The following is a 26,021-nucleotide window of genomic DNA, read 5'->3' as shown; positions in this document are numbered from 1 at the left end:
GGAGGGTGGTAAATGAAAAAAAGTAGAGTGAGACAGGGGCTGCTGCTCCTGCTGATGGTATTTTTCTGTGCAGTCATCATGCTGCCGTTTTTGATCATGTTTTTTACTTCCCTGAAGACCTCCTCGGAGATTGCAGCTCCTGTATTCCGTCTGCTGCCCGAGAAATGGCTGTTCTCCAATTATGCAGACGCCATGAAGTCGTCGGATTGGGGAAGATTCTTCTATAACACGTTTTTTGTCACTGTAGTGGCAACGGGCATCAGCCTTGTCATCAATTCTATGGCGGGTTATGCTTTTGCCAGATTAAATTTTAAGGGCAGGGATATGCTTTTTATGCTGGCACTTGTGGGAATGATGATTCCGCAGCAGGTTACAATGCTTCCGAATTTTGTAGCTATGAAATACTTTCCGCTGGCAGGCGGCAACAATATCCTGGGGCAGGGAGGAACAGGACTCATCAATACATATGCGGGAGTGGTCGCCCCGTATATTGCTGGGGCTTTCGGTGTGTTCCTGTTCCGTCAGTTTTTCCTCAATTTTCCAAAGGCGCTCGATGAAGCGGCAAAGATAGACGGACTGACCAGATTCGGTACTTTTGTCAGAGTCTATATTCCACTCAGCAAGGCGATATTTGCCACATTGATCGTTTTTAAGACCACGAGTACATGGAATGAATATACATGGCCGCTGATCATAACAGCTAAAAAGGATATGTGGACAGTCCAACTTGCGCTCAGCGTGTTCAAGGAGGAATTTGTGACCCAGTGGAATTATCTGATGGCAGCTACGACACTCATCATGCTGCCGCTTCTGGTGCTCTATATCTTTATGCAGAAATATTTTGTGGAGGGCATCGTGACCACAGGAATCAAAGGATAGGAGGAAAAGGATTTGAGGACAGTTCTTGTTTTGATGGATACACTGAACAGGCGGTATCTGAAGACTTACGATGAAAATGCGGTGGGAATCACACCGAATATAGACAGATTCTCCCGAGACTGCGTGATATATGACAGCCATTATATCGGTTCCGCACCGTGTATGCCGGCAAGGCGTGATATTTTTACAGGCAGAATGCAGTTTTTGGAGAGAGGATGGGGAGGTATTGAACCTTTTGATATCACGCTTCCCCAGGTCCTCAGGGAGAATGGTGTCTACACACATATTACAACAGACCATACTCACTATTTTGAGATAGGGGGAGAAAATTATTGTGATCTGTTCAACACATGGGACTATCACAGAGGTCAGGAGTTTGATGCCTGGGTATCCAGTGTCAGGCAGCCGTGGGTGGACCCGGAGGGATATGGGAGGAAATCGCCGCAGTATCTGTTGAACCGGAGTCGTTTCCTGACAGAGGAAGAATTTCCTACGCCCAAGACTTTCCGGTCAGCTTGTGATTGGGCGGAGGACAACAGGGGGTGTGATGACTTCTTTTTGATGGTGGAAAGCTTTGACCCACATGAACCCTTTGACTGTCCGGAAGAATATCTCAGGATGTACCACGATACTTATGAAGGCAGGGAGTTTAACTGGTCTTCCTATGCGCCGGTTACAGAACCGCCTGATGCTGTAGCGCATCTTGAAAAATGTTACCTTGCTACACTTACCATGACGGACAGATGGTTTGGCAGATTCATAGACTCTCTGAAGAAAAATGGCCTGTATGAAGATACTCTGATCATACTCACCACGGACCATGGGCATATGCTTGGGGAACACGGATTTACAGGAAAAAATTTTATGCATGCTTATAATGAGATGGCCCATATTCCTCTGATGATGAAGAGGCCCGGAAAAGAGAACAGGGGGAAAAGGGTGACACAGCTGACACAGAATATAGACTTGATGCCAACAATTTTAGAACATCACAACTGCAGGATACCTGAACGGGTAAAAGGCATTTCTCTGGTAAAAACTATGGATGGCAGAGCAGAAGCCAGAGAACAGGTGATATATGGATGGTTCGGACGTGCGGTAAACGTCTGTGACGGAAAATATGTATATTTCCGGGCACCTAAGAGCTTGGAGAACCAGCCTCTTCACCAGTATTGCGGAATTCCAAGTACGGTATGGCGTTATTTTGGGGAGGAGTATGCGGAAGAGATTGAGATGGGGAGATATCTCTCATATACAAGATATCCGGTCTATAAGATACCAATCAAGAAACCGGAGGATTATTCGGGAGATATCGCATTTGTTTCAGAATCGCAGCTATTTGACCAGGAGAAGGACTACTATCAAATGCATCCTTTGAAGGATGAAAAACTGGAGATGATAATGTGCAAAAAATTGGTGAGAGGAATGAAGGAGGCTGAGGCACCGCAGGAGCAGTATATCCGTTTAGGGGTGGACTCCCTATAAAAAAATCACACATTTTTGTGAGAATATGATAGAATCATCCTAACAAAAGCCAGGCTGCTATCCGGTTATAAAATTTTACAGCAAAAAGGCATGTGCACAGACTGCATTTTATGTGGTCTGTGCACATCTGTCTTGCAATTGCCTTGAAATCTCAGGGCAGCATCCGGCGGGGCAGCCAAAGGCTGAACAATTATAAACTGTGTACAAAAAGATAAGGAGGATTCACATGAGAAGGAAAGACAGGGAGAAATCACGGGAATTTGCTTTGGAGGTAACAGACAAATGTGAATGGGCGGTATTGTCCATGACAGATCAGGAGGGAATGCCCTATGCAGTTCCCGTGACCATTGTAAGAGACGGAGACTTCGTCTATTTCCATACGGCAAAGGCAGGTAAAAAAATAGATATTTTAAACAGGCATCCGCAGGTATGCCTTGTCTGTGTAGGTGATACGGAAAGGCAGACGGACAGCTTTACCACATTGTATGAATCGGCAGTCATAAACGGAACCATCTGTGAGGTGACGGAGGATGAAGAAAAAATCCATGCACTCAGAATCCTCTGTGAACGGCATACGCCTGCAAATATGGGACAATTTGACAAGGAAGTGGCGAGGAGCCTTAAGATAACGGGAGTATGGAAGATTCATATAGAAGAAATAACCGGGAAGGCCAAGTGAGACAGCACTGTTTCCGGCATAATCCTTCCCTGTTTCCAGCAGAGTAGGCTGAAGTCCGTTAAGGGTTCAAAGTATGTACAGCAGATTATGTAACCGCCGTTTGGGGACAGGCGTCAGCCTTCAGAAATACCGCATAAAACCGGGATACCGCATAGAAAAGTGTGGTTTCCCGGTTTTTTTCGGTGCTTATTGTGTGCTGAAAAGATATAACCATAAGTTATGGCAGATATGAAAAATGAAACAAAGGGGTTGTAAAAAAGAGAATATAATGTTATATTTTTATACAAATTTTATAATTACTTTATAAAGTTAATAGGTTATTACTTTAAATCGTATACTGATTTCATGTGGAGAATAAAATGAATGGACAGATGGTACTTGATAAAATAATGGATACTTACCGGCCGAATTTTGATGTGGAAGAGCCGTATGAGTTTCACGGTGAAGTCTATGATGCCTATGCCGGGTTTAGCATGACCAGCGCCAAATATGTGCTGGTGAAACGCGCGGAGCTGTGGCGTGCCCACTGCTTTGAACATGCATTTTTTCAGTGCAGGGAGGAGATACACGCTGGAGATCTTCTGCGTTTCCAGGAGCAGCTCCTGGAGCATATGGAGCCGGAGCTGGTCAGGGGAGGGGAGGCAGAGCCTGTTAAGGACCACATGTATACATATCTGACAGGTGTGTTCGTCTCAGAAAAAGCGGTATCTCCTGAGACATTACAGACACTGAAAAAATTAAAGTTCCGGAAAAACTATCGTTTTGCCGTGAGAGGATTCTCAGAGGAGCGGCTTGTGCTTCTTGATATGGAAAACAGGAGGATATACGGTAATCCAGCGGCAAAGGATTTGATTAAAGGATATAAAAAGATGGTAACTTTTCAGTACCCTCACAGTTAGGAGCAAAATCCATGCAGAATCGCCTTTGGTGATAGGAATTTTGCCCGCTGCTGAACTTTTTCTTACGGCCAGTGCAGTAAATGCGCAGGCCTGCTGAATAGGTACAAAAGATGTTGCTATTTTTTCATTATCAAATATTCATCAAAAAAGAGGAGGCAAAGAGTTATGAGTGGAGTAATCATTCTGGGTGCGGCAATTGTGATTTTTCTGATTGCCTATGTGACCTACGGTTCCTGGCTGGCAAAGCAGTGGGGCGTGGATCCGAAACGGGAGACACCGGCCCACACAGAGGAGGACGGCGTGGACTTTGTTCCAGCAAAAGCGCCTGTGCTGCTGGGCCATCATTTTTCATCGATTGCAGGGGCAGGTCCTATTAACGGGCCCATTCAGGCAGCTATTTTTGGCTGGGTGCCTGTGCTTCTGTGGATTGTTATCGGCGGTATTTTCTTTGGAGCAGTGCAGGACTTTTCCGCATTGTTTGCATCCATCCGCCACAAAGGAAAATCACTGGGAGAGGTGATAGAGGAAAATATTTCTTACAAGTCCAAAGTCTGCTTTACTGTGTTTGCCTGGCTGGTGCTGATACTGGTCGTTGCGGCGTTTGCGGATATTGTGGCAGGAACATTTGCCGGATTTACAGCAAATACGGACGGGGAGATGGTGAAGAATGCAGCTAACGGTTCTGTTGCGATGGCATCCATGCTGTTCATTCCTCTGGCTGTGGGATTCGGATTCCTGAACCGGAAGAATGTAAATCTGGGTGTCTCCACAATTGTGGGTGTCCTTCTTCTGGCGCTGTGCATCTTTGTGGGATTGAAAAGCCCAATCTACTTTTCCAAGACAGCATGGCTCGTGGTCATCTTTATTTACATATTTATCGCTTCAGTGGCACCTGTGTGGATTTTGCTGCAGCCTCGCGATTATCTGAACAGTTTTCTGCTGTACTTTATGATGATCGCCGCTGCCATTGGTATTTTCTTCACCAATCCGAATGTACAGCTCAAGGCATTTACCGGATGGAATATCGGAGGACAGACCTTGTTCCCCTTCCTGTTTATCACAGTTGCCTGCGGTGCAGTGTCAGGGTTCCACAGCCTGATTGGTTCCGGCACCACATCAAAACAGCTCAACAGTGAGAAGGATGCCAAAATGATCGGATATGGCTCCATGCTGATCGAGTGTGTCCTCGCTGTAATTGCTTTAATTGCAGTGGGCTATCTGACTTCCGACGGTGCCTATGCGGAGATTGGCACGCCGCCTGTTGTCTTTGCGACAGCAATCAGTACCTTTTTCGCAAACATGGGAATGGGGGATATGGCTGTGACTACCATGAAGACGATCATTCTTCTGGCGATCTCCGCATTTGCCCTCACATCCCTGGATACGGCAACACGTCTGGGTCGTTTCCTGTTCCAGGAGCTGTTTGCTTCAAAGAAGAACGGGGAGAAGAATATTCTCAGCAATATGTATGTGGCGACTGTTATCACAATTGCCTGCGCAGCCCTTCTGACGATCGCGGGATATCAGAAGATATGGGCATTGTTCGGAGCCTGCAATCAGCTTGTATCTGTGCCCGCATTCCTGGCTGTGTCATGCTGGTTAAAGAGAATCGGGAAGAACAACAGGATGTTCTACTTCCCCATGTTCTTTATGCTGGCAGCTACCCTGAGCACGCTGGTACTCACATTTAAGAATAATGTGCTGAAACTGGCAGGCGGAACAGGGCAGGCGCTGGTGGAAGGCCTGCAATGTGTGCTGATTGTGCCCATTGTGGTTCTGGCAGTGATTATGGCTATTGATGGAATCAGAACACTTTTTGGAAAGAGCGTTAAAACGGCATAAGAAATGGATGTAAAAAACCGGAAAACCATATAGAGAATGTGGTTTTCCGGTTTTTGTGTTCTGTTTATTTATCCAGGAGCATAATAGCTTCCTGATAATCAGCCTGTCTGTTCAGATACGGCAAGCCGCTGCTCTACAGGTTGGTTCAGCTTTTCTGCCAGTTAGTCATATTCCAGCCCTCCCGCAGGGAGGCTGCCCTGTCATACTGTTTTTTATCGTAGAGCAGATTTCCAAGGTAATATTTTGCCATCGGTGCAGAGTTCAGCATTTGAATGGCCGTCTCCAGAACACGAATCTCTTCGGTTTTGTTCGGAAAACAATAATCACAGGAGGCAGCTTTCGTATTTTCTGCGCATTTGCCGTTTCCATTCCTCAAGCGCCTTCCCGGTACCGGCAGCAGCGGCTTTTAAGGTGCGGATCTAGGAATCAAAGGCCTTTTCATCCTGCCCGTCCGCCTCCAGAGCCAGGCAAAAGTTGAAATAATATTCTCCGGAATAGGGATTGGGATTTTTCCAGGTCTGTTTGTCTACGGCAGCCTGGAAGTGGGCAATGTTCTCATGAATGTGGCCCTGCGGTAGAGAAGCAGGTTATAGCTGTTGTTCAGGTGGATATCTGCAGCGTCACGCCGCAGTCCCTCCTGATAGTAATCCGCAGGGTCACAGGTGGCATGGCGGTATTAATCCAGATGAGAGGCGGCCAGATACAGTTCCTCCAGGGAGTTCATGTCCTTTGGCGCTTTCAGCGGTTCGGCTGGCTGGGGGGCATCAGTTCTTTTGGGTATATTTTGTACTCCACCAGTGTCTTCTGTGCTGGGGCCGGTTGAACTCGATCCCACCGGAGATCCAGGGGCCTGTCAGCCCCGCAAGGGGGTAGACCTTTCCGGTGTTGCCCTGGTAGGCTCGTTTTTCAATGAAAAGAGGGCTTTTTTCGGGGGGATAGACTTTATTGGCGGGGATAACGCAGGGGGCTTCCCAGATTTTTACTTGTGATTTTTGTGACATATGTTTGATTCTTTATTTTTGATAAGGCGGAGGGGCTGAAAGGTATCCGCCGTTCCATTTGTTCTGCCATTATTTTACTATCCTGCCTGTTGAATAGGAATATCATATTCTGGTTATTGATGGACAATATTACAGTGATATATGCGAGAAAGCAGTGATTTTGAGCTGTTAAGGATCATTTGGTGTATAACTTTGGGGAATGTTTAATATGTGAATATGGTATTGCAAAATGTCTGGTTGCATTATATACTGATAATAACGAAAAAATGTTTTCGTGTATTTTTATTGAATTTATAAAAAGTTCATTTGCCCTGTTACCCTCTTTGTGATATTCTGGAATCAGCAAATCGCCGCGACAGGCAGCATGTATATTTATCTATTCCGGCCATTCGGCCAGTTGATTTCCGGGAAATGAAAATTATATAAGGAGGAAAAATGGGAGTAAAGGATGATAATATTACGCCGTATTTTGATAACCCCCAGGTGTTCTGTGATTTTATGAACGGTGCGGTTTTCGGAGGGAAACAGGTATTGAGGCCGGAGTATGCAGAGCGGCTTCCGAGAGAAATGATTCATCAGCTTCCCTGGGAAGCCGATGGCAGATCCAATAAAAAAACCTTGATAAGAGATACGGTTAAACAGGCATATTTTCACACGATGTATGTGATCTTTATCTGTGAAAACCAGAGTGAGATACATTATGGGATGCCGGTGCGCATGCTTTTATATGATTCCGTTCAGTACGGAGACCAGATGAAGAAAATACAAAAAGAAAACAGGAAAGCGGGAAATCTGAAAACACCGGCGGAGTTTTTGTCAGGACTTCATAAAGGGGAACAGCTCATGCCGGTGGTAAGTATTGTTTTCTATTATGGGGACAGGCCTTGGGATGGTCCGCTCACAGTGGAGGAGATGATCCGGCTGCCGGATGGTGCGGCAGAGTTAAAGGAGTATTTCCCCCAATATAAAGTACATCTGATAGATCCCAGGATTATAGATCCGAGTAAATTTCCGGGTGATTGGAGATTGATATTGGAAACTTTAAAGTGCGGAAACCATAAAAAAGATCTTCAAAGATATGTAGAAAACCATAGAAAGGAACTGGAGGAATTGTCTGCAGAGGCCAGCAGAGCGTTACTTACAATGCTGGGGCAGGATATTGATGCAAATGAGGGGAAGGAGGGAATCACAGTGTGCAGGGCATTAGAAGAGTTAAAAGAGGAAGGAAAGACAGAAGGTAAGATAGAAGGAAAGAGGGAGGAAGAAGTCAATATCATTCGTAAAATGCTGAATAAAAGACTTACGGCAATAACGATCTGTCATTGGCTTGATGCGGAAGAGGGATTTGTAATGAGAATTGCAGAACTGCAGGAAAGACATCCGGATTACAGCAATGCTCAGATTTTGGAAGAAATTTCCCACAAATCATAGCAAAAGGAGTGCGCTTCATTTGCTATAGAATGGAAGGCAGGGAGGGCTGCCATCATATGCAGAAAGGATCTGCCCTGTTACGAGATAAGAGGATATTATGTGGAATGGATGAATGCCGATAAAGAGATGTGCGGCAGAAGCAATATTCCGAATCTGAAACCAGGAGATGAATGGATAATAGATGTAGACTGCAGCAGTGTTTCTGTTTACAGAGGAAATGGTGACAGGTGCGGTACTTATAAAATCAACTGATACAGCAAAAAGATATCTGCCCGGCTGCGCTGGCCGGGCAGATATCTATTTCCAGTTATTTTCAATTTCTTCCCGGATGATCTGAATATATCTCCGGGCTTTCTGTACATTATTGTCAATCGTATAGATATCCCTCTGCGTGATTTCCATCTTACAGCCCCTGGCGGCGGTAAGGCTTCTGCGGATATATTTGCGGAAAGCCTCCTCGTCCAGATCCCTGCCGCTGACACCGAGGAAGGTAGCTGCAGGTTTTCTGTGGTAGATGATACTGCTTCCCCGGAGGCGTTCGCCCATGAACTCTTCATTGCACCATGGGGAGATGGAAACTTTGCGGAGATTTTTGAATTTGCTGATGCAGTTATCCCAGACCCTGTCCACGGGTTCACAGCAGCCATAGGACAGAAGGCCGAACTGGGAACCGATTTTTTCGTAGCACGGGAAGATGATCTCCTCAAACATTTTAGGGGAGATACTCAGTGTCTCCTGGGAGTCCATGTAGCCCCATACATCGCGGCGTGTCAGGTATCTTCCGTCCACAGTGGGCGTGTCCGGCAGTTCATGGTTGAATGCGAAGGTTCCCTGTCCCACGCTTTCGTACTCTGTGGTGGGCAGGATCAGATGGTTTTCTTCCAGCATATCGTAGTATGCAAGCGTGTCATCAGCGGCCTGGTCCATGAGTTTTTTAAAGAGATCGGGATACTGTGCCAGATTCAGCATCATATTTTCCATTCCCATGAGATGGATGATCAACTGTGTGGGGACACTGTAGAGGCAGTCCATTTTCATTTTTACCGGCAGGATATCGCCAAACGTATCTGTGAGAAGCTGAAATTCCTGTTCGGTGCCCTCAATATCTACAGAAAATATGCTGGGCTTGATTTTATGGAAGTCATCTTCCAGGTCTTCGATCACAGGCAGAAAACGCATGCTGACACCAGAGGTGTCTTCCTCCTCTCTGCCGGTTGCGAATTCTTTGTGCATGTCCAGGTCATACAGCTTGAATTCCGTATGGTATCCCATCTCAAAGCGGTCAGGCGTTACCCGGTCATCGTCAAAGAGCTCCTGGTTTACAAAGTTCTGGTACAGCTCAAACTCGGTTTTTCTGGCAAATTCTCCGGTACATTTTAAGCGTGGAGTGATGACCTCATCATTAAATCCCCATGACTCCAGAACAACCATGGGTGTTTCGCCCCGGAGGGCATTGTGGAGGTACCATTTTTCTTTCAGGATTTTGTTGCGCTCCTGACAGGCGAAATCCATCTGCTTTTTTGCTGTCTCCCGGAGGATCTTTCTGTCCTCGGCGCTTATTTCATATTTCATTTACATTCTCCTTTGCCTGGTGTATTCTTATAGTTATTCTATAAAAAACAAGGGAGAATTTCATCAGCGGCAGTTGACTTTCTATATAAAAAAATTGACATTTAGGAGGAGAAAGATGATAGAGAAAATATACTTCTGTGTTCCCACCACAGCGGCCTGCAGAGAAGTGCTGTATCCGCTGTGTCTGGGGGATTTTACATATGAAAGGGATTACCATATTGCCAGAAATGCATACGACAGCTACCTGTTTTTTTACGTGCGGGAGGGGAAAGGATATTTGGAATTTGACGGCAGGAAGTATCATTTAAGCAAGGGGCAGGCATGTCTGATAGACTGTTATCAGCCCCACGCCTACGGCTCGGACAGCGGATGGGAGATAGAGTGGATCCATTTTGACGGCAGATGCGCCGGAAGCTATTATGATATGATAGTAAAACAGAGCGGCAATGTTTTTTCGCTTACAGGAAGGCAGGCGGCGCAGGTGCTGCGGCCGCTCAGGTATATGCTGGAGCTTCTGGAAAGTAAGATAACCTACAAGGAAATATGGATGGCAAAATATATTACGGATATGCTGTCCTTTCTTTTGGGAATGCCTGATTATACTTTGCCGTATACAGAGTCAATGACCCCGTGTGAGCGGGCAGTATCCTATATACGGCAAAGATTCCGGTCCAATATTACGCTTCAAGAGCTGGCAGATCATGTATCCCTGGATGCCTCCTATTTTCTCAGACTGTTCAAACGGGAGACTGGTCTGACTCCCCATGCCTACCTTGTGTCAGTGCGCCTGCAGCAGGCCGGATATTATCTTAAGACAACGGACAGGCCCGTAAAGGAGATAGCATATGCCTGTGGGTTCCAGAGTGTGAACAGCTTTTGCATTGCTTTTAAGAAGAATAAGGGGATGACGCCTACGCAGTATAAGGAGAGGCAGTAGCGCTGTCTGTGTAAAAAGAGATTGCAATGTTTGCGGTACCCATGATAGACTGTTAATACGGTTTAGCCATATACAGGGTTGCAGCCTCCCTGACTGAAAAGAAGGGAGGTGGTGTGAAAATGACAGTTTTTGAAGCTATATCATTAATGATATCTTTTGCTTTGTTTGTCGTAGCACTGCTTGCCTACATAGAGAGTAGAAACAAGCGGAAATAAAAAAGCCTACCCTGTTCCCAAAAACAAGGTAGGCGGAAGTCCAAAGGACTCCAATCATCCAATAAGGCTGCCACCTAAATGGATATGGCTAAACCTTTCTCTATACATAATATAGCATAGGTTATAAGAAAAAACAACGGAAAATCAATTGTTTTTCTTGGATTTAAAGATCCCGATAATCCATATTTATTTGAAATCTTATTACATATTGTTTTTTTAACTCCCAAACAGACTGTCTCCATTTCTATATTCCGTAACATTACTTATAATAATACAAAAAAATCAAACACAGAGATATCAAAAATCAATAACAGATAAGTGATTATCTTATTTTACAGGAGCAAATCAGTGCTCATGTCTGCCGCTGTCTGTATTTTTATCCAGATAGGACTGCATTTCGTCAATTTCTTTTTCCTGCTGTGTGACAATATTGTCGGCAAACCGGGTCAGCTCCTCGTCATCCGTGTATTTAAGGATGATCTCTGCCATATCCACTGCCATCTGGTGATGCATGGACATGCCCTGGGCAAATGCTGCCTCCAGGTCAGTGGTCTTAGCTGCTGTGTGGGAACTGTGGTGTGTATCCATCATGGCGCGGTATTCTTCCAGATAGGCCTCCTCCTTGTCGGAATCAGGGCTTTCCGCTTTCTCAAAGCGTTCTATCATGGTGTTCATCTGATCAATCTCTTTATTCTGGGCACTTATAATGTTTTCTGCCAGGCCTTTGAACTCTCCGCCTTTTCCGGCGTATTCCAGATAACTTTTGGACATTTCCACGGCTGACTGGTGGTGGGGAATCATGCCGTGCAGAAAGTCAAGCTCAGCGCTGCCGGTGTTCCGGGCACTGTCCATTTCCTCCATCATCCTGCCCATGATGGCATTTTCCTCCTTCAGGTAATCTTCGATGTTGGATTTGCCGGAGCCGCATCCGGTCAGCAGAAGAAAGGCGGCAAGGGATACTGGGATAAGTTTACATAATTTCATTTCTGGCCTCCAATGGTTTGATTGATCGGAACTGTTCAGATGGCTGAAAAGTTACGATTTATTTTATAGTGTTGCCGGAAATGGGGAAAATAATGAGGAGATGTCAAAGAGAGTGAGAGAAAGGCGGCAGGAGCCGCCTTTCGGTGATGAGAACTGCAGAACTACAGTGAAACAGGTTTTTTGTTTTCACGGCACAATTCCAGTTCATGTGTAATATGGATCAGGGAACCCTGATCGATGTGATACTCAAAGAAAATCACCTGTTTTCCGCTTTGCATAAATTTTTGGATGACCTCCGGTTCATCTGTTCTGCTTCCGCTTAGATAATCATATGGAAGGATCAGCACATCTTTACCCTCAAGGAAATCGGACAGAGAGTATGGCGCATTGTCAAGCTGAAAGTCAATCCGCGGTGTTCCCTGGCCAAGTCTCATGGTATTATCGTAGACTGCACTGGCAAATTCCTGGCTCATGCACCAGATTCCGACAGACATATTTTCGTGGATACCGGCCAGCTCATACTGGACTTTTTGTGAAGGTACAATGGCGACTTTCATAACATGGCTGGCGAGGCTAGGTGCCAGATCGATTACCTGCAGATAATGGTTTTTTGTTGTGAGTATCAGGTCATAGCCGTAAGTAAGCTTCTGCGGTGATTTTACAATGTCGCTGAGTATCAGTTCGGTGACATCCACATCGGAGATGTTATAGAGCTGGCTGCTGATAAGGCTCAGTGTCTCCATATTACAATCCACGACAGCTACCCGTATATTACGGGATTCCTGGCGTTTCCACTGAAGCTTTGAGTTGATAAGGTCCTCCATCTCATTATAGGAAAGATGCATGTGGGAAAGGGTAGTGATCATCTTATCAATTACCCGGGCTGCTTTGTCACTGTTATCTAAAATGGATAAATCCTGCAGTTGGGCAACGAATGTCCCGCTTCCCTGAACTCTTTCCAGAATCCCTACATCACCCAACTCATCATAAGCTCTTTTAATGGTACCTCTTGAAATATGGATCGCCTCGGACAGTTCCCGTTCTGTGGGCAGTCTGTCTCCCGGGGTTAGTTCCCGGCTGCTTATTTTTTCTTTGATCTGTTCTGTTATCTGTAAATAGGTTGGTACAGAACTGTTTTTATCTATACTGATATTCATAATGATACCCCTGTTCAACGTGAAGTATTATAATGTGAGAAATGATAGTTTCTTATAAACTCCTCAATATAGAGCGCGGAACCGTTGTCTATTGTATATTGAACCGGTAAAAGTCTGCCGCCGTTCTCTTCATATGCCTGGAGTATTTTTTTCTGCTCCGAAGAACAGTTTTGTTCATAGCTTGAAGATATGAGCAAATGACGTTTGGTTTTTAAAAAGGAAAGCAGAGCGTCTGCGGAGCAGGTACTGTACAGCAGCACTTCTTTTGGGGACAGCATTGCATTCAGTGAGGAGAGCTCCCATTTTAAAATCCCTGCGAAACGTTTTGTCTGGCATAAGATTCCTACTGACTCTCCGGGGATTATTTTTGCCAGAAGTTTAAGTGTGTCCGAAGACAGGATCGTGGAGATGGGCAGAATCTTATTTTTTATTTCATGTTCAATCTCAGTTCCCAGAAACAGAGGTATGTTTTTTTCCATTATCACGATCAAATCATATTCCCGGAGTGTAAAGGCATGCTTACCACCCATATCATTTACCAGGAAAGGATAAACCTTTGTATTGGGAAACTGTTCTAAATCTGTGATCAGGCAGTCAAGCAGTTCCGGACAGCTTTCCATTACTGCGATTTTAAAGACATTTTGTTCGTCCTGAAGTGCTTTTAATCTTTGGCTGATAAGCCCTTCAATATCATCCAGGGAAAAGCCCAGTGTCAGCAGTTCATCCAGATACTGGTCTACTGCGTCAATGGTTTGAACAGAGCTGTTTTTGTCCTTTATAAAAGAGCCTTTGCCCTGAATTACCGTTACGATTCCGTTCTTTTCAAGAATATTGTAGGCGTGTTTTACGGTTCCGCGCGCAATGCCGTAATTATCGAAGAAATCCTGGCTGGTGGGAAGTCTGTCCCCTGGATTTAAAAATCCTTTTTGCACCGACTGGGTGATCCTGTCTGCTATCTGTTGATAGATAGGCTGGTCAGATGATTTATCGATGACGATATCTGTTGATTTCAAGAAAAATCCTCCACTTCATTGTAATGAAATACAGCATAATTATTCGGGGGACAGACGCCGGTAAGCCAGTGGTCCCCGGAACAACACATAAGTATAATAGCAGGTTAGAAAAGCTGCAATACTTTCTGATATGGGAAATGTCAGCCATGTGTATATCAGCCCAAAATGCGAGAATGCCCAGGCGATCGGCACAAGCAGAAAAACTTCTCTTAACAGGGTTATGATTATATTCTGTCGAATATAGCCAGTGCTTTGGAACAGGGTAGGCATTAAAATTGTCAGTCCGAAAAACGGAAAACTTGTACTTATGATTCTCAATGCAGGTATCCCGGTGTACATCAGGCTGTCCGAAGCGTGAAAGAGAAGCAGTATTTCCCGTGTGAACAGACAAAAACACAGAGTACCTGCAACAAGTGTGACTGTTGATATGGCAAGGCTGTACCATAAAGTATACCACATGCGTTTGTATTTTTTCGCACCATAATTAAATCCCATAATGGGAGTTACTCCCTGATTTAAGCCATAAGTGGGAATGAGCAGAAAGGTCTGCAGCTTATAGTATATACCAAGGGAGGATACCGCATCCTCGGAAAAACGTGCAAGGACAGCATTGAGCCCTGAGATATAAGCCGAGACAAGAGCCATTCCCAATACAGAAGGAAGCCCCGTGACAAAGATTTCCTTTATCAAATCAAAACTGGGAATACGGAATGATACAGTCAGAACAGTCTGTTTAAAAAAAACTGTAATCACTGCCAGAGTTGCCGAGAGAAACTGCGATAATACAGTTGCAATTGCAGCCCCAGAAATACCCATTGCAGGGATGACTCCGAATCCCCATATAAAAACAGGGTCTAATATCAGATTCAGCAGGGCAGCAGTCGATTGAAATATCATAGGCAGGATAGTATTGCCTGTTGCCTGCAGAATTCTGACAGCGACATTTTCAGTGAATGGAGCAATTGAGAAGAGAAGTATAATGTTTAAATATTTAAGCCCCAAAGAAGCCACTTCTGTGTTGGCTGTAAAAATGGAAAAATATGGTTCTAAAATCAGTATGCCTATTATAACAAAAAAGCTCCAATTAATCAATGACAAAACAAACCCGTTAAATGCAGTGGAGGATGCATTTTTTTTATCATTTGCACCTAATGCTTTTGCAATTATTATATTAGTGCCGGCACCGGTTCCTGATGCCACAGCGGTAATCAGGGTCTGCACAGGAAACGCCAGAGATAAGGCTGTCAGGCCGTTGCTGTCATAGTGAGATATATATACACTGTCAATGATGTTATATAAGGACTGCACGAGTAAAGAGAGCATAATGGGAGATGACAGTGTCAGAATAAGCGGCAGTAAAGGCCGGGTTCCCATACTCTCTGCAGAAACCTGTCTCATATTCATTACCTCCGTCTTCGGGAAAGGTTCCGCATAAACGGAACCTTTCTGTATTTTCTTCTGCTTATACGATGTATGACGTAAAGGATTGAAGAATTAAAACGATTGCAGCGGCACCGGGGTCTTTCTGCCCGATTGTTCTGTCCCCTAGATACCCGGAGCGCCCGGTTCTGGCTTTCATGTTTATTGTTTTTTCTGCCCCGGCAGAGGCAGCCTCCTGAGCACGCAGGGCAGCTTCCGGAAGGAGCAGCCCTGATTCGGATGAGCAGCGCAGGGAATCAGCGGCCGGTATCAGTGCATCCAGAAGGGTCTTGTCGCCAAGCTGCGCTTTTCCTCTTTTTTGTACACTGGCAACTGCCGCATCAAACAACTGTGCGGCTTTTGGAGTGTCGACAAAGGTCAGGGCCTCTGCCTCTTTTCCAGCTGCCTTCATCATGGAGATCAAAAGGGTGGCAAATGTAGATGCTGCTTTTTGGGAAAAGGCATCTGCGCAGGAGAGCAGGAGCTCTGAAATAGACCCGAAGCTCTCTCCAAGTATTCTCTGTTTGATTTCCGTGAAGCCTATTACCATGGTCATGCCCAGGTCGCCGTCTCCGATGGCAGAATCCAAATTTGTGAGCATGGTTTCCGCGGATATCATATGATCGCTGAGTTGAAGCATCATCTGACGGATATCTTCTGTGGATAATTGGTTTTTCATGGGTATCTCCTTTCAATTCTGTACAAAAAAAGGTGTCTCGGCAGGGGCATCCAACAGTTCCTTCAGCTCGTCATCAAGTTTCATAAGGGTCAGGGACGCACCGGGCATTTCCATTGAGCAAGCATATCGTCCGACATAAGGGCGGTATATCTGAATGCCTCTTTCAGTGAGTAACCGGTTGATTTCCCGATACAGTATATAAAGCTCCTCCAGAGGGGTGCCGCCTAAACTGTTTACCAATACAGCCACTTCGTCTCCTTTGCAAAAAGGCAGATCCTCTGCCACATAATCAACCAGAGTCGCTGCAATCTGATCAGCGTTTTCAAGTTTACAGCGTTGTACGCCTGCCTCTCCGTGGATACCCATACCAATTTCCATTTCATCATCTGAGACGGAAAAGGTAGGTCTGCCTACTGTGGGAAGTGTACAGGAACCAAGTGCAACTCCCATACTTCTCATATTGGAGACGGCTTTTTCCGCAGCAGTCCTGACAGATGACAGATCGGATCCGGTTTCCGCTTTCGCACCGGCTATTTTGTAAGCAAAAAACAAACCGGCCACGCCTCGCCTCTTTTGCCATTCTTCCCGGGGGGCAGAGGCTACATCATCAGTGACCAGAACCGTTTGGACCTCAATGCCGTCCTCCGCACAGTCCTCTGCAGCCATATCGAAGTTCATCATGTCGCCCTGATATCGTCCGTAGATGTAGAGAACCCCTCTGCCGCTGTCCACTGCTTTTGTTACCTGTTTCATCTGTGATGAGGTGGGAGAAGAAAAGACATTGCCCACGGCGCATCCATCTGCCATGCCTCTTCCTACATAACCCAGAAATACAGGCAGGTGGCCTGATCCGCCCCCTGTGGCAACAGCTACTTTATGGGCTGCAGGTGCGTCAGCCCGGACAATCGCCCTTACATTTCCTTCTGCTGCCTTCAAAAGATTGCTGTGGGCTGCAAGGATTCCCTCCATTGACTCGTCGACGAAGTTAAATGGATCGTTAATGATTTTTTTCATAAGACCGTCTCCTTTCATAGAAGTATACAAATTTAATCAAATGTATATATGTATATCTTTTGGGGGTATTATAGCATAATAGATTTGATAAAACAATAGGAATATAAAATAAAATGAAATTGTATATATCAATATGACTGAAAAAGAGCGTATAAATAAACTAAAAAAACAGCATTAAATAGGTAATAGTTGGATAATAAGTAGACAAATTGCAAAAAATATGAAAAAATGATTGACAAATTCATATGGCGTGACTATAATCAAAACCATCAAAGGTAATTGTGAACGGACGAAAAAAGATAACAACAGAAATTACTTACAATTTGGACTATACATAAATATATACATATATAATCCAATAAAGGAGGGATAAAATGAGCAGTCAACTGGAACTCAAAGAGCTGGTAAAAGAGTATAAAGGCTTCCGGGCAGTAGACAAAATCAATATCCAGATACAAAAAGGAGATATTCTTTCCCTGCTGGGACCAAGTGGGTGCGGAAAGACAACAACCCTGCGTATGATTGCCGGTCTGCTTACACCCACAGAAGGCGATGTATTTTTAGCCGGGGAGAAAATTACAGAAAAACCGCCATATAAGCGGGATATAGCCATGGTTTTCCAAAACTACGCCTTGTTTCCCCACATGAGAGTCTACGGCAATGTGGTATATGGCTTGAAAAACAGGGGAATCAAGGACAAGAAAATTCTCAGAAAGAAGGCAGAAGAGGTTCTTTCCATTGTGCAGCTGGAAGGAGTGGAGGACCGCTTTCCGAGACAGTTATCAGGAGGGCAGCAGCAGAGAGTGTCACTGGCAAGGGCTATGGTGGTAGAACCTAAAATCATGCTGTTCGATGAGCCTCTTTCCAACTTGGATGCAAAACTGAGAGTCCAGACACGAATTGAGATTCGTAATCTTTTAAAACAGTTAAATATCACTGCCATTTATGTGACTCATGATCAGGAGGAGGCTCTGACCATCTCAGATTGGATCGCGGTTATGAATAAAGGCAGGATTGAGCAGCTTGCATCTCCGACAGAGCTTTACAGTATGCCGAAAACAAAGTTTGTAGCAGACTTTATCGGTCATGCTAATCTTCTTGAAGGGGTAGTAGAAAAGATTTCAGAGGGGCATGTGGAGGTTATGCTCCATAACGGTATATTGGTGCACTGTATATCACCTGCGAAGATTCATGTGGGGGATAAAAGGTTTATTCTGGTCCGTCCTGAAAATATCAATCTCTTTCCCGTTGAATCCACAGAAGAGAATCTGTTTGATGCCGTAGTGGAAGAACGAAATTTCCTCGGGTCTGTAGTCAGGTATAAAGTCAGATTGGCAAGTGGTATTGCGCTTGAATGCGAAATTCATCCGGATTATGCATTTGCTGAAGTCCGGGATGCTGTCAAGGTTCAGTTTAATAAGGAGAAAATGGTACTTGTGGGTTGATGAGATGCGGTTAAAAGCTGTAAGGATACAGTTTTTAAATATAAAATTCCACAAAGGAGGTACACAAATGAAAAGAGAAATGGCAATGCTGGCTCTTAGTGCGGCTGTGGCCCTGGGATGTATAGGGTGCGGCGGCAATTCCGGGAAAGATGAACAGAAACCGGCAGAGACAGAGACGAAGGAACCGACAGAAAGCAGTGAAAAAACAGACGGCAATGCAGATGACACCACATCCGAAAAACCTTTTGCAGGTCAGACGGTAAGAGTCACATCCTGGGGCGGCACATATGAAGAGACATTGAGGAATATTGTGAAACCTGCGTTTGAGGAGAGGACCGGAGCCACCATGGAAATCGTGCTTGGCTCAGCGCCCCTTGCCCAACTGAAAGCGGAAGGCGATGACCCTTCTGTGGATGTCCTGCATGTGAACTATTATGAGATGATGAACGGAAAATTACTGGGTGTGACGAAAGAGCTGGATTATGATGCCATGTCTAATGCACCGGATTTATATGATGAGGCAAAGGAAAATGAATATGGCGTTATCACAAACTGGGGAACAAGGGGTTTTGCTTACCGCAATGACCTGATCGATGCGCCCACAAGCTGGAAGGATCTCTGGAATCCGGAGTATGCCGGTAAAGTAATTGTCAGCGACGTGACTTTTGGCGGCGGCTACGAACTGGCGGAAATGGCAGCACATGCATTTTTTGATACCAGCCTTACAGACAAATCGTGCTGGGACGGTGTTTTTGAAAAGCTGGAAGAGCTGGCACCCAATGTATATATGGTATCCACCCAGCATAGTGACACGGATACGGCTCTTATCAATGGAGACGCAGTGATCGCTATTCATACCAACGGACGAACAGCTATGCTGTCCAATGACGGACATGACGAGATCTCTTATGCAGATCTGGAAGAAGGTCTTCCGGGAATGCCAACATATGTGGCGGTAGCCAAAAACACAAAGGTGCCTGAACTGGCCAATGAACTGGTCAATGAATTGATTGGAGTGGAAGCAGAATACGCTTATGCCACAAATAACTTCTATGCACCATCCAACAGGAAATGCGAAGTTCCCGAGGAACTGCAGCCATTCATGCCATATGGTGAAGAGGCGATACAGAAACTGATATTCTTTGACCAGGAGATGATAACAGAAGAAGACAGAGCAGAGTTTGTTGACCGCTGGAATAAGGTGTTTAAGAATTAAGACTCAGCCCTCCGCCCGATTCCCGTCTGTATATCAGACGGGCGGGTGGAAACCAGAACAGGAGGGTGTGTATGAAACAAAAAGAAAAAAAGTGGACCTATGTAAATAAGTGGTACATTATTCTTCCCCTGGCCTTTTTGATGGTGATTTATCTGATACCGCTTGGCAGGATGCTGTGGCTGAGTATCTGTGACAAAGAGACAGGAGAGTATACAGCAGAGTATTTTATGGCCTTTTTTAAGGATGGGTATTATATAGGGGTTTTGTCAAGGACACTTATACTGAGCCTGTGGTCAGTCGTGTTTTGTATTATTATGGGATATCCGGTTGCCTATAAGGTTGCCCATATGAAAGGCTGGAAGAGGAGTATTGCAACAACATTTCTGGTGCTTCCTCTTTGGGTATCCATAACCATTCGTATGTTTGGATGGATGGCGATTCTGCCGAAGAGCGGTGTGTTCAGCATCATCCTGCAGGCACTGCATATTATTTCCGAACCACAGAACTTTCTGGGAAGTAATGTTGGTGTGATCATGGGATTGATCCATTGTGGACTTCCATACTTTGCTATGATCATGATAAGCCCGATTGAAAATGTGGACCCGTATGTGGAGGAGGCATCTTATGTATTTGGTGCAGGCTTTGTAAAGACCTTTTTCAAGGTGACACTCCCTCTTACATCCCCGGGTATTGTATCCGGCGCACTCTTAGTGTTTGCACTGAATACAGCAGCTTTTATGGTGCCGGTGATGCTTGGCGGCGGAAAGGTAATGGTCATGACAAATATGATTTATCAACAGACTATGTTTATCTTTGACTGGAATTTTGCAGCGGCACTGTCAGTGGTATTATTGTTTGTCTCAATGTTTATTGTTACATTATCCAGTTTCCTCTCAAATAAGATGAGGATACAGGAATAGCCGGAGGGAGAGGTGGAATTATGCGTAAATATAAAGTGGCAGGGACGATCTTCAACTCCGTTGTTTATCTGTTTCTCCTCCTGCCCCTGATCGTAGTGATCATTACATCCTTTGGAGAGGGAAACCGGGCAGTATTTCCCACCCATGGGTTTACACTAAAATGGTATTCAGAAGCACTGCATAATGTGGATTTTTTTGAATCCGTATTCATCAGCTTAAAGATAGCTGTAGTCAGCACATTGATCTCTGCTGTTCTGGGAACAATGGTCAGCCTTTATTTTTGGAAGACAAAGGGAAGGTTAAAGGAGATATTTGAACTGGTTTTTATGGCCCCTATGGTGGTGCCGACTGTAGTATACGCAGTGGCCTTTCTGCTGGCATTTTCCTCCTGGAAGTTCGTGGTGCCGTATTGGAAACTTGTCTTATCCTACTGTGCTATACAGATTCCGTATGTGATCAGAAGTGTGACAGCGGCACTTTACGGGCTGGATGTCAGTTTTGAGGAGGCATCCCTGGTGCTGGGGGCGAGGCCCATGAAGACGCTGTATAAGGTTACACTTCCATGTATAAAAAGAGGAATCATATCGGGAATCATATTCGCTTTTGTTGTTTCCTTTGATGAAGCTGTCATTATCATGTTTTTAAGAAATGCTTCGACTGTAACATATCCGCTCAGGCTGTATACACATATAACGGAACAGTTTTCACCCATGGTATCCGCGTTTTCAGCAGTTTTTATACTGATATCGTTTGTTGTTATCTATGTTATTGAGCGAATCTTTGGTTTGAGCAATATGTATCAGTAAACTGGAGGGATGGAGATGAAAAGTGCTCTGGACGGCAGAAAAATCATAGTGTTTGGTGCCACAGGAAGAGTGGGTATAACGGTCTGCCGGATATTGGCGGAGCAGGGGGCAGATATTGCGGTCCACTGTAACCGCGGAAGAGAAAAGGCAGAGAATGCAGCGGAGTGTGTAAGGGCGCTGGGAGGCAGAGCTGTTGTGATCCAGGGGAATGCGGCAGCCGAAGCGGATATGCACAGATGTGTGGGGGAGGCATGCGGTTTTCTGGGACGTGTGGATGGGGTCGTGAATCTTATCCACAGAGATAAAGAATTTGAACCATGCAGGGCAGCAGACATGAGCTGGAAGAACTGGGAACCCCATGTGGAAGCAATGCAGGCACATTTTCATGTCTGTAAGGCAGTGATCCCGTATATGAGAAAACAGCAGTATGGAAGGATTGTATACTTATCGGGCGGTCTGTCATGCCGCTTCTTTGAAGGGTGCGCACCATTCTCGGCAGTAAAAGCGGGAATGAATGCATTTAGTAAAACGGTGGCTTTGGAAGAAGGAAAATATAATATAACTGTGAATACAGTGGCTCCGGGAAAGATTGCCGCGTCCGGTCAGAACCGGGGCGGGGATTGGGACGGAATTGAAAAAAAGCAGATGGAAGCCAATCCTCTCGGAAGATTTGCATCCCCGGAGGATATTGCATATGCCATTATGGTATTCCTTATTCCCGAAAATGGATATCTGACAGGACAGACTATATTCGCGGCAGGAGGAGAAATCATGCCCATGCCATAGGAGGTGCAGATGGATTTTCAATTAGAAGGAAAAGTAGCGCTGGTCACCGGCGGGGCAGAGAAGGCGGGTAGATATTTTGCGCGCAGTTATGCAGAGGCAGGTGCAGATATCGTGATAACGCACTGCCATATGCCGAAAGAAGCGGAAGAGACAGAGAAAGAAATTGAAAAGCTGGGACGCAGGTGCCTGGCTGTGGATGCGGACAACAGAAATATACCGCAGCTTAGAAGGGCAGTCAAAAGGGTGGAAGAATATTATGGACGTTTGGATATCCTTCTGCACAATGCCAGTAATTTTAATGAACAGCCAATAGATCAGGTGACAGAAGCTGTGTGGGACAGTTCTATGGAAATCATTTTGAAAGGGGCCTTTTTTCTCAGCCAGGCAGCAGCGCCCTTAATGCTGAAAAACGGCGGGGGCAGGATGCTGGCTATCATAGGGAACTCATATTATGAGAACTGGCCGGATTTTATTCCCCATTCCATAGCAAAGATCGGACTTGCAAAACTTATGCAGATGTTAGCAGTTACATATTCTCCACGCATTCAGTGCAATGCAGTGTGCCCGGCATCCTTTTTGGATTCTGCTGAGGGTAATGATATTCTTTCATCCAGAGGAGAAATCGTTGATGAAGAGAAACGTGTCATAACAATAGGAGGCATACCGCTGCACAGGGGAAGTAAGGAAGAGGTGGCGGAACTGATACTATTTCTGTCAGCCTGCAGTAATTATATAAACGGCGCGGTTATACCTGTGGACGCCGGAAAAAATTTAATCTGAATGTAGGTCTGCAAAGGATTTACATATACAAAAAAATGGAGGTAAAAACTATGAGAAAAGTATTGTTTGAGGTTCCCAGCTGTGGAATCAAGTTCACGGGAACACTTAGGGACAAGGAAGAACCTGTGATGGCTGAGAATTTCTGGGAATTCCTCGAAAAACCGGTGAAATTCTTTTCACATCCAACTTTGTCTACGGGGGATTTGACCGTATTATTCCCAAGACCCCCAATTGATCCGCCGAAATATATCGGTGACCAGACAAGCCCTCTTGTTGAGGACAGCCCCTATCTGGTATCAGGACCGGGAAAACTTGAAGTTCAGGCAGGTGAACTGATCTGGTGCGGATGGAATATCCTGTTTTGTTATGGTCCGAGTTGTACAGAGCCGCTTAGATCAGGCGGGGCATATGTGCTCCAGGTTGATAAAGAATGCATGGATGACCTGGAAAAAGCACGGGAGGACCTGTGGAATCACAGCTTCCTGTATCATAAACTGGGAACTATCACAATCAGTAGAATGGAGGGTTAAAAAATGGGAAAACATTGGAAAGACGTTAAGGCAGAAATCGAAGCCGAAAATGACCGAATTTGGTTTGATGAGCCGGAATATATAACTATGTCAAAGATGGGAGTTTACCCCAGTGGTGCAGGTACACAGGGGCAGACATTAGGTAATCTCTTTTTCCTGACAGGTGATACACAGGCTATGGGATGGTGGACGATTGAACCGGCAATGTATTGCATCTTAGGAGATGAAAGATTTTCACTGGAACACTGCAAGCAGATGTTTGTATATCTGAACCACGAGATGGCAAATCTTATGGGCGGACAGTTTGGCGAGGGATGCCCCGCACCATGGCTGAACCTGAAACTGATGTGGCAGTTTACGCTGGATATCGAGGATTCCTATGATACGATCCAGACAAAAGAAGAGCTGAAGAGCCTGCTGTGGAGCTGGTTCAACTATGTGGACCGTATTAACAGATGGTTCTATACCGTATTTCCATGGGAGATTGGTAAACTTATGCCGAGATTGGATCCGGAATACCTGCAGAAGGCAGCAGATTTTCAGGGCTATGAAGTAGTTAAAAAATAGACTTTACTTAGAAATATCCTCCCTTAGAAGTGGTAATATGTTCTCAATGAGTTAAATATGAGTTTCCGGAGAGGGGCTGTTGTGTGTTATAAAAACACAGCAGTCCCTTTCCTTTGTATTTCACATTGACACCAGCCCGATTATCTGCAACAATCAATATAAGAATACAGGTCAAACCTGCTCATTACAGTTGTCTGAAATTACCACAGATAAAGGAGGGCAAACAATGCCGGAAAAGTATGAGGAATTAAAACAAAAAGCGCTTTCCTGCGGTTTTTCACACGTAGGAGATCTGGATGCATCCACAATCCAGGTGAGAAGTGAGGTCCGCAGCGCATGTGCGGAGAACAAATGTCAGCATTACAATAAGAACTGGGTCTGTCCTCCCGGATGCGGTACACTGGAAGAGTGCAGCGAGCAGATCCACAAATATGCGGGAGGACTGATCGTACAGACAACAGGGGAACTGGAGGACAGCTTTGATATAGAGGGAATGCAGGAGCTTGGAGAGCGCCACAAGGAGGCATTTCACAAGTTTGCTGCGATGGTCCGTGAGGAATATCCCGGTGCTCTTGTTCTGGGAGACGGGGCCTGTGAAAACTGTAAGGAGTGCACTTACCCCGATGCGCCGTGCCGGTTTCCGGAGCGCCAGTCATCCGCAATGGAGGCCTACGGCATGCTTGTCAGTGAGGTGTGCCAGAAAAATGATATTCTTTATTATTACGGTCCGGGGACACTGACACTGGTTGGATGTATATTAGTAGAATAGAGGAAAATTTATGAATAAAGCAATGCACCTGGTATTGAAAGCGCTGTCTGACCCTGAGACGAAACTGGACCTGCAGAAATCCAGACGGATCATGAATCTGAAGATCCTGGATCCCTTCAAGCCCTTTTACCGGACACTGGACACGAAGATCTACAATGAAGGAAGGGAAGTGCCTGTGCGCATCTATTTTCCCAATGAGGAATCCTACGACACCGTGGATATCGAAGCCTTCCAGGAAAAGAATAAATCCCTTGATACAGGCAAAATGTCAGACAATATCTATCCGGTCATCCTCTACATACACGGAGGCGGATTTGTGACAGAGAGCGTGGAATCTTATAACCGGGTGTGTTGGAACCTGGCGAAAAACACGGCCCATGTGGTAGTGTCCATAGACTATCCTCTGGCACCTGAGCATAGATTTCCCACCCAGATAGAGGACTGTTATGCTGCGGCAAAGGCTGTGTTTGGAGACAGGACGATTTTAAATGCGGAACCTGACCAGATCACCCTGATGGGGGACAGCGCCGGAGGAAATATTGTTGCGGCTGTCTGCCAGATGGCCAGGGACAGAGGAGAATTTATTCCGAAAAGACAAATATTGATCTATCCCTGTGTCAATAATGATTATAGTGAGGAAAATGCGTATCCGTCCGTTCTGGAAAACGGCAGGGATTATCTTCTGACCAGACAGAACATGGCAGATTATCTGGATTTTTACCAGAGCTGTGAGGCGGACAGGCAGAACCCTTATTTTGCGCCTCTTCTGGCTGAGGATTTTTCAAACCTTCCAAGAGCCCTGGTGATCACAGGGGAACTGGACCCGCTGCGGGATGAGGGGGAGGATTATGCACGGCGGATGAAGGCAGCAGGCGTGGATGTGACACTGCACCGGATCGCGGACGGTATCCATGGATTTTTCCTGTTGGAACCCGTGTATTCCGCTGTGCGGGAGACGTATGATTACATCAATGCATTTTTAAAAAGTTAGGTTAT

The 26,021-nt window shown here is 45.4% G+C and carries 27 protein-coding genes; 19 read left to right on the top strand and 8 right to left on the bottom strand.

Annotated features, from left to right (window positions below):
- The first annotated feature begins 12 nt into the window (after positions 1 to 12).
- The 5 genes from LC508_RS16285 to LC508_RS16265 all read left to right on the top strand — a co-directional run bounded on the left by LC508_RS16285 (position 13) and on the right by LC508_RS16265 (position 5,784).
- Entirely contained in the window at positions 13 to 879 is an 867-nt protein-coding gene (locus LC508_RS16285) for a carbohydrate ABC transporter permease (protein ID WP_033139855.1), read from the top strand.
- Positions 880 to 891: 12 nt separating this feature from the next.
- Positions 892 to 2,364: a sulfatase gene (locus LC508_RS16280; protein WP_103732440.1), complete on the top strand. Its 1,473-nt coding sequence runs from the start codon at positions 892 to 894 to the stop codon at positions 2,362 to 2,364.
- 226 nt (positions 2,365 to 2,590) lie between these two features.
- Positions 2,591 to 3,043, top strand: coding sequence for a pyridoxamine 5'-phosphate oxidase family protein (locus tag LC508_RS16275; RefSeq protein ID WP_052099008.1), 453 nt, complete (start codon positions 2,591 to 2,593; stop codon positions 3,041 to 3,043).
- 359 nt (positions 3,044 to 3,402) lie between these two features.
- The gene (locus LC508_RS16270) at positions 3,403 to 3,942 is read left to right on the top strand and encodes a hypothetical protein (protein WP_033139853.1); all 540 of its coding nucleotides are present in this window, start codon (positions 3,403 to 3,405) and stop codon (positions 3,940 to 3,942) included.
- A gap of 165 nt (positions 3,943 to 4,107) precedes the next feature.
- On the top strand, positions 4,108 to 5,784 hold the full coding sequence (locus LC508_RS16265) for a carbon starvation CstA family protein (RefSeq protein ID WP_054351481.1): 1,677 nt from the start codon (positions 4,108 to 4,110) through the stop codon (positions 5,782 to 5,784).
- 145 nt (positions 5,785 to 5,929) lie between these two features.
- Here LC508_RS16265 and LC508_RS16260 read toward each other — a convergent pair whose 3' ends face one another.
- Positions 5,930 to 6,160, bottom strand: a complete 231-nt coding sequence (locus tag LC508_RS16260; RefSeq protein WP_054351482.1) for a hypothetical protein — start codon at positions 6,158 to 6,160, stop codon at positions 5,930 to 5,932.
- Between the two features lie 1,060 nt (positions 6,161 to 7,220).
- Here LC508_RS16260 and LC508_RS16255 point away from each other — a divergent pair.
- On the top strand, positions 7,221 to 8,216 hold the full coding sequence (locus LC508_RS16255; protein WP_118593906.1) for an Rpn family recombination-promoting nuclease/putative transposase: 996 nt from the start codon (positions 7,221 to 7,223) through the stop codon (positions 8,214 to 8,216).
- 99 nt (positions 8,217 to 8,315) lie between these two features.
- The gene (locus LC508_RS16250; protein ID WP_158587273.1) at positions 8,316 to 8,468 is read left to right on the top strand and encodes a hypothetical protein; all 153 of its coding nucleotides are present in this window, start codon (positions 8,316 to 8,318) and stop codon (positions 8,466 to 8,468) included.
- Between the two features lie 45 nt (positions 8,469 to 8,513).
- Here LC508_RS16250 and LC508_RS16245 read toward each other — a convergent pair whose 3' ends face one another.
- The gene (locus LC508_RS16245) at positions 8,514 to 9,788 is read right to left on the bottom strand and encodes a uroporphyrinogen decarboxylase/cobalamine-independent methonine synthase family protein (RefSeq protein WP_103733046.1); all 1,275 of its coding nucleotides are present in this window, start codon (positions 9,786 to 9,788) and stop codon (positions 8,514 to 8,516) included.
- Positions 9,789 to 9,903: 115 nt separating this feature from the next.
- Between LC508_RS16245 and LC508_RS16240 the strand changes: the two genes are divergently transcribed.
- Positions 9,904 to 10,725 carry a helix-turn-helix domain-containing protein gene (locus LC508_RS16240; protein WP_033139849.1) on the top strand — a complete coding sequence of 274 codons (822 nt, stop codon included), beginning with the start codon at positions 9,904 to 9,906 and terminating at the stop codon, positions 10,723 to 10,725.
- 119 nt (positions 10,726 to 10,844) lie between these two features.
- Entirely contained in the window at positions 10,845 to 10,940 is a 96-nt protein-coding gene (locus tag LC508_RS28610; protein ID WP_225305198.1) for a putative holin-like toxin, read from the top strand.
- A gap of 345 nt (positions 10,941 to 11,285) precedes the next feature.
- Here the strand turns inward: LC508_RS28610 and LC508_RS16230 are convergent, their stop codons facing one another.
- From LC508_RS16230 to LC508_RS16205, 6 genes are all read right to left on the bottom strand, one after another.
- Complete coding sequence (locus LC508_RS16230; protein ID WP_103732772.1) at positions 11,286 to 11,924, bottom strand: DUF305 domain-containing protein; 639 nt, start codon at positions 11,922 to 11,924, stop codon at positions 11,286 to 11,288.
- A gap of 161 nt (positions 11,925 to 12,085) precedes the next feature.
- Positions 12,086 to 13,081, bottom strand: coding sequence for a GntR family transcriptional regulator (locus LC508_RS16225; RefSeq protein WP_033139847.1), 996 nt, complete (start codon positions 13,079 to 13,081; stop codon positions 12,086 to 12,088).
- Positions 13,082 to 13,095: 14 nt separating this feature from the next.
- Positions 13,096 to 14,094, bottom strand: a complete 999-nt coding sequence (locus tag LC508_RS16220; protein ID WP_054351489.1) for a GntR family transcriptional regulator — start codon at positions 14,092 to 14,094, stop codon at positions 13,096 to 13,098.
- A 39-nt stretch (positions 14,095 to 14,133) separates the two neighbouring features.
- A complete protein-coding gene (locus LC508_RS16215; RefSeq protein WP_225305397.1) occupies positions 14,134 to 15,417 on the bottom strand; it encodes an MATE family efflux transporter in 1,284 nt (427 codons plus the stop codon).
- Between the two features lie 139 nt (positions 15,418 to 15,556).
- A complete protein-coding gene (locus LC508_RS16210) occupies positions 15,557 to 16,192 on the bottom strand; it encodes a DAK2 domain-containing protein (RefSeq protein WP_103732773.1) in 636 nt (211 codons plus the stop codon).
- A 12-nt stretch (positions 16,193 to 16,204) separates the two neighbouring features.
- Positions 16,205 to 17,206, bottom strand: a complete 1,002-nt coding sequence (locus tag LC508_RS16205) for a dihydroxyacetone kinase subunit DhaK (protein WP_054351494.1) — start codon at positions 17,204 to 17,206, stop codon at positions 16,205 to 16,207.
- Positions 17,207 to 17,580: 374 nt separating this feature from the next.
- Between LC508_RS16205 and LC508_RS16200 the strand changes: the two genes are divergently transcribed.
- The 10 genes from LC508_RS16200 to LC508_RS16155 all read left to right on the top strand — a co-directional run bounded on the left by LC508_RS16200 (position 17,581) and on the right by LC508_RS16155 (position 26,016).
- Entirely contained in the window at positions 17,581 to 18,651 is a 1,071-nt protein-coding gene (locus LC508_RS16200; RefSeq protein WP_103731020.1) for an ABC transporter ATP-binding protein, read from the top strand.
- A gap of 67 nt (positions 18,652 to 18,718) precedes the next feature.
- The gene (locus LC508_RS16195) at positions 18,719 to 19,867 is read left to right on the top strand and encodes an ABC transporter substrate-binding protein (RefSeq protein WP_033139843.1); all 1,149 of its coding nucleotides are present in this window, start codon (positions 18,719 to 18,721) and stop codon (positions 19,865 to 19,867) included.
- 71 nt (positions 19,868 to 19,938) lie between these two features.
- Positions 19,939 to 20,787, top strand: coding sequence for an ABC transporter permease (locus LC508_RS16190; RefSeq protein ID WP_054351496.1), 849 nt, complete (start codon positions 19,939 to 19,941; stop codon positions 20,785 to 20,787).
- A 20-nt stretch (positions 20,788 to 20,807) separates the two neighbouring features.
- Positions 20,808 to 21,593: an ABC transporter permease gene (locus LC508_RS16185; RefSeq protein WP_103731018.1), complete on the top strand. Its 786-nt coding sequence runs from the start codon at positions 20,808 to 20,810 to the stop codon at positions 21,591 to 21,593.
- Between the two features lie 15 nt (positions 21,594 to 21,608).
- On the top strand, positions 21,609 to 22,379 hold the full coding sequence (locus LC508_RS16180) for an SDR family NAD(P)-dependent oxidoreductase (protein WP_054351497.1): 771 nt from the start codon (positions 21,609 to 21,611) through the stop codon (positions 22,377 to 22,379).
- A gap of 9 nt (positions 22,380 to 22,388) precedes the next feature.
- Positions 22,389 to 23,159, top strand: a complete 771-nt coding sequence (locus LC508_RS16175; protein ID WP_103731016.1) for an SDR family NAD(P)-dependent oxidoreductase — start codon at positions 22,389 to 22,391, stop codon at positions 23,157 to 23,159.
- Positions 23,160 to 23,209: 50 nt separating this feature from the next.
- Complete coding sequence (locus LC508_RS16170; protein WP_033139839.1) at positions 23,210 to 23,689, top strand: hypothetical protein; 480 nt, start codon at positions 23,210 to 23,212, stop codon at positions 23,687 to 23,689.
- Between the two features lie 3 nt (positions 23,690 to 23,692).
- Positions 23,693 to 24,256, top strand: coding sequence for a cucumopine synthase-related protein (locus LC508_RS16165; RefSeq protein ID WP_033139838.1), 564 nt, complete (start codon positions 23,693 to 23,695; stop codon positions 24,254 to 24,256).
- A gap of 226 nt (positions 24,257 to 24,482) precedes the next feature.
- Positions 24,483 to 25,025: a DUF2284 domain-containing protein gene (locus LC508_RS16160; RefSeq protein WP_054351500.1), complete on the top strand. Its 543-nt coding sequence runs from the start codon at positions 24,483 to 24,485 to the stop codon at positions 25,023 to 25,025.
- 10 nt (positions 25,026 to 25,035) lie between these two features.
- Entirely contained in the window at positions 25,036 to 26,016 is a 981-nt protein-coding gene (locus LC508_RS16155; protein ID WP_033139836.1) for an alpha/beta hydrolase, read from the top strand.
- The last annotated feature ends 5 nt before the right edge of the window (positions 26,017 to 26,021 follow it).

It is taken from the genome of Blautia parvula (genome assembly GCF_020215665.1).
GTDB classification, from domain to species: domain Bacteria; phylum Bacillota; class Clostridia; order Lachnospirales; family Lachnospiraceae; genus Blautia; species Blautia celeris.
The sequence above is the reverse complement of the archived record's forward strand: the minus strand, read 5'-3'. Positions and strand labels throughout refer to the sequence as shown.

What these genes read in the sequence shown, in the direction of transcription:
- LC508_RS16160 (WP_054351500.1), top strand. Translation starts at nt 24,483, where the DNA reads ATGCCGGAAAAGTATGAGGAATTAAAACAAAAAGCGCTTTCCTGCGGT.
- LC508_RS16225 (WP_033139847.1), bottom strand. Translation starts at nt 13,081, where the DNA reads ATGAATATCAGTATAGATAAAAACAGTTCTGTACCAACCTATTTACAG.
- LC508_RS16165 (WP_033139838.1), top strand. Translation starts at nt 23,693, where the DNA reads ATGGGAAAACATTGGAAAGACGTTAAGGCAGAAATCGAAGCCGAAAAT.
- LC508_RS16195 (WP_033139843.1), top strand. Translation starts at nt 18,719, where the DNA reads ATGAAAAGAGAAATGGCAATGCTGGCTCTTAGTGCGGCTGTGGCCCTG.
- LC508_RS16180 (WP_054351497.1), top strand. Translation starts at nt 21,609, where the DNA reads ATGAAAAGTGCTCTGGACGGCAGAAAAATCATAGTGTTTGGTGCCACA.
- LC508_RS16170 (WP_033139839.1), top strand. Translation starts at nt 23,210, where the DNA reads ATGAGAAAAGTATTGTTTGAGGTTCCCAGCTGTGGAATCAAGTTCACG.
- LC508_RS16155 (WP_033139836.1), top strand. Translation starts at nt 25,036, where the DNA reads ATGAATAAAGCAATGCACCTGGTATTGAAAGCGCTGTCTGACCCTGAG.
- LC508_RS16215 (WP_225305397.1), bottom strand. Translation starts at nt 15,417, where the DNA reads ATGCTCTCTTTACTCGTGCAGTCCTTATATAACATCATTGACAGTGTA.
- LC508_RS16210 (WP_103732773.1), bottom strand. Translation starts at nt 16,192, where the DNA reads ATGAAAAACCAATTATCCACAGAAGATATCCGTCAGATGATGCTTCAA.
- LC508_RS16190 (WP_054351496.1), top strand. Translation starts at nt 19,939, where the DNA reads ATGAAACAAAAAGAAAAAAAGTGGACCTATGTAAATAAGTGGTACATT.
- LC508_RS16240 (WP_033139849.1), top strand. Translation starts at nt 9,904, where the DNA reads ATGATAGAGAAAATATACTTCTGTGTTCCCACCACAGCGGCCTGCAGA.
- LC508_RS16175 (WP_103731016.1), top strand. Translation starts at nt 22,389, where the DNA reads ATGGATTTTCAATTAGAAGGAAAAGTAGCGCTGGTCACCGGCGGGGCA.
- LC508_RS16245 (WP_103733046.1), bottom strand. Translation starts at nt 9,788, where the DNA reads ATGAAATATGAAATAAGCGCCGAGGACAGAAAGATCCTCCGGGAGACA.
- LC508_RS16205 (WP_054351494.1), bottom strand. Translation starts at nt 17,206, where the DNA reads ATGAAAAAAATCATTAACGATCCATTTAACTTCGTCGACGAGTCAATG.
- LC508_RS28610 (WP_225305198.1), top strand. Translation starts at nt 10,845, where the DNA reads ATGACAGTTTTTGAAGCTATATCATTAATGATATCTTTTGCTTTGTTT.
- LC508_RS16270 (WP_033139853.1), top strand. Translation starts at nt 3,403, where the DNA reads ATGAATGGACAGATGGTACTTGATAAAATAATGGATACTTACCGGCCG.
- LC508_RS16200 (WP_103731020.1), top strand. Translation starts at nt 17,581, where the DNA reads ATGAGCAGTCAACTGGAACTCAAAGAGCTGGTAAAAGAGTATAAAGGC.
- LC508_RS16265 (WP_054351481.1), top strand. Translation starts at nt 4,108, where the DNA reads ATGAGTGGAGTAATCATTCTGGGTGCGGCAATTGTGATTTTTCTGATT.
- LC508_RS16185 (WP_103731018.1), top strand. Translation starts at nt 20,808, where the DNA reads ATGCGTAAATATAAAGTGGCAGGGACGATCTTCAACTCCGTTGTTTAT.
- LC508_RS16275 (WP_052099008.1), top strand. Translation starts at nt 2,591, where the DNA reads ATGAGAAGGAAAGACAGGGAGAAATCACGGGAATTTGCTTTGGAGGTA.
- LC508_RS16285 (WP_033139855.1), top strand. Translation starts at nt 13, where the DNA reads ATGAAAAAAAGTAGAGTGAGACAGGGGCTGCTGCTCCTGCTGATGGTA.
- LC508_RS16230 (WP_103732772.1), bottom strand. Translation starts at nt 11,924, where the DNA reads ATGAAATTATGTAAACTTATCCCAGTATCCCTTGCCGCCTTTCTTCTG.
- LC508_RS16255 (WP_118593906.1), top strand. Translation starts at nt 7,221, where the DNA reads ATGGGAGTAAAGGATGATAATATTACGCCGTATTTTGATAACCCCCAG.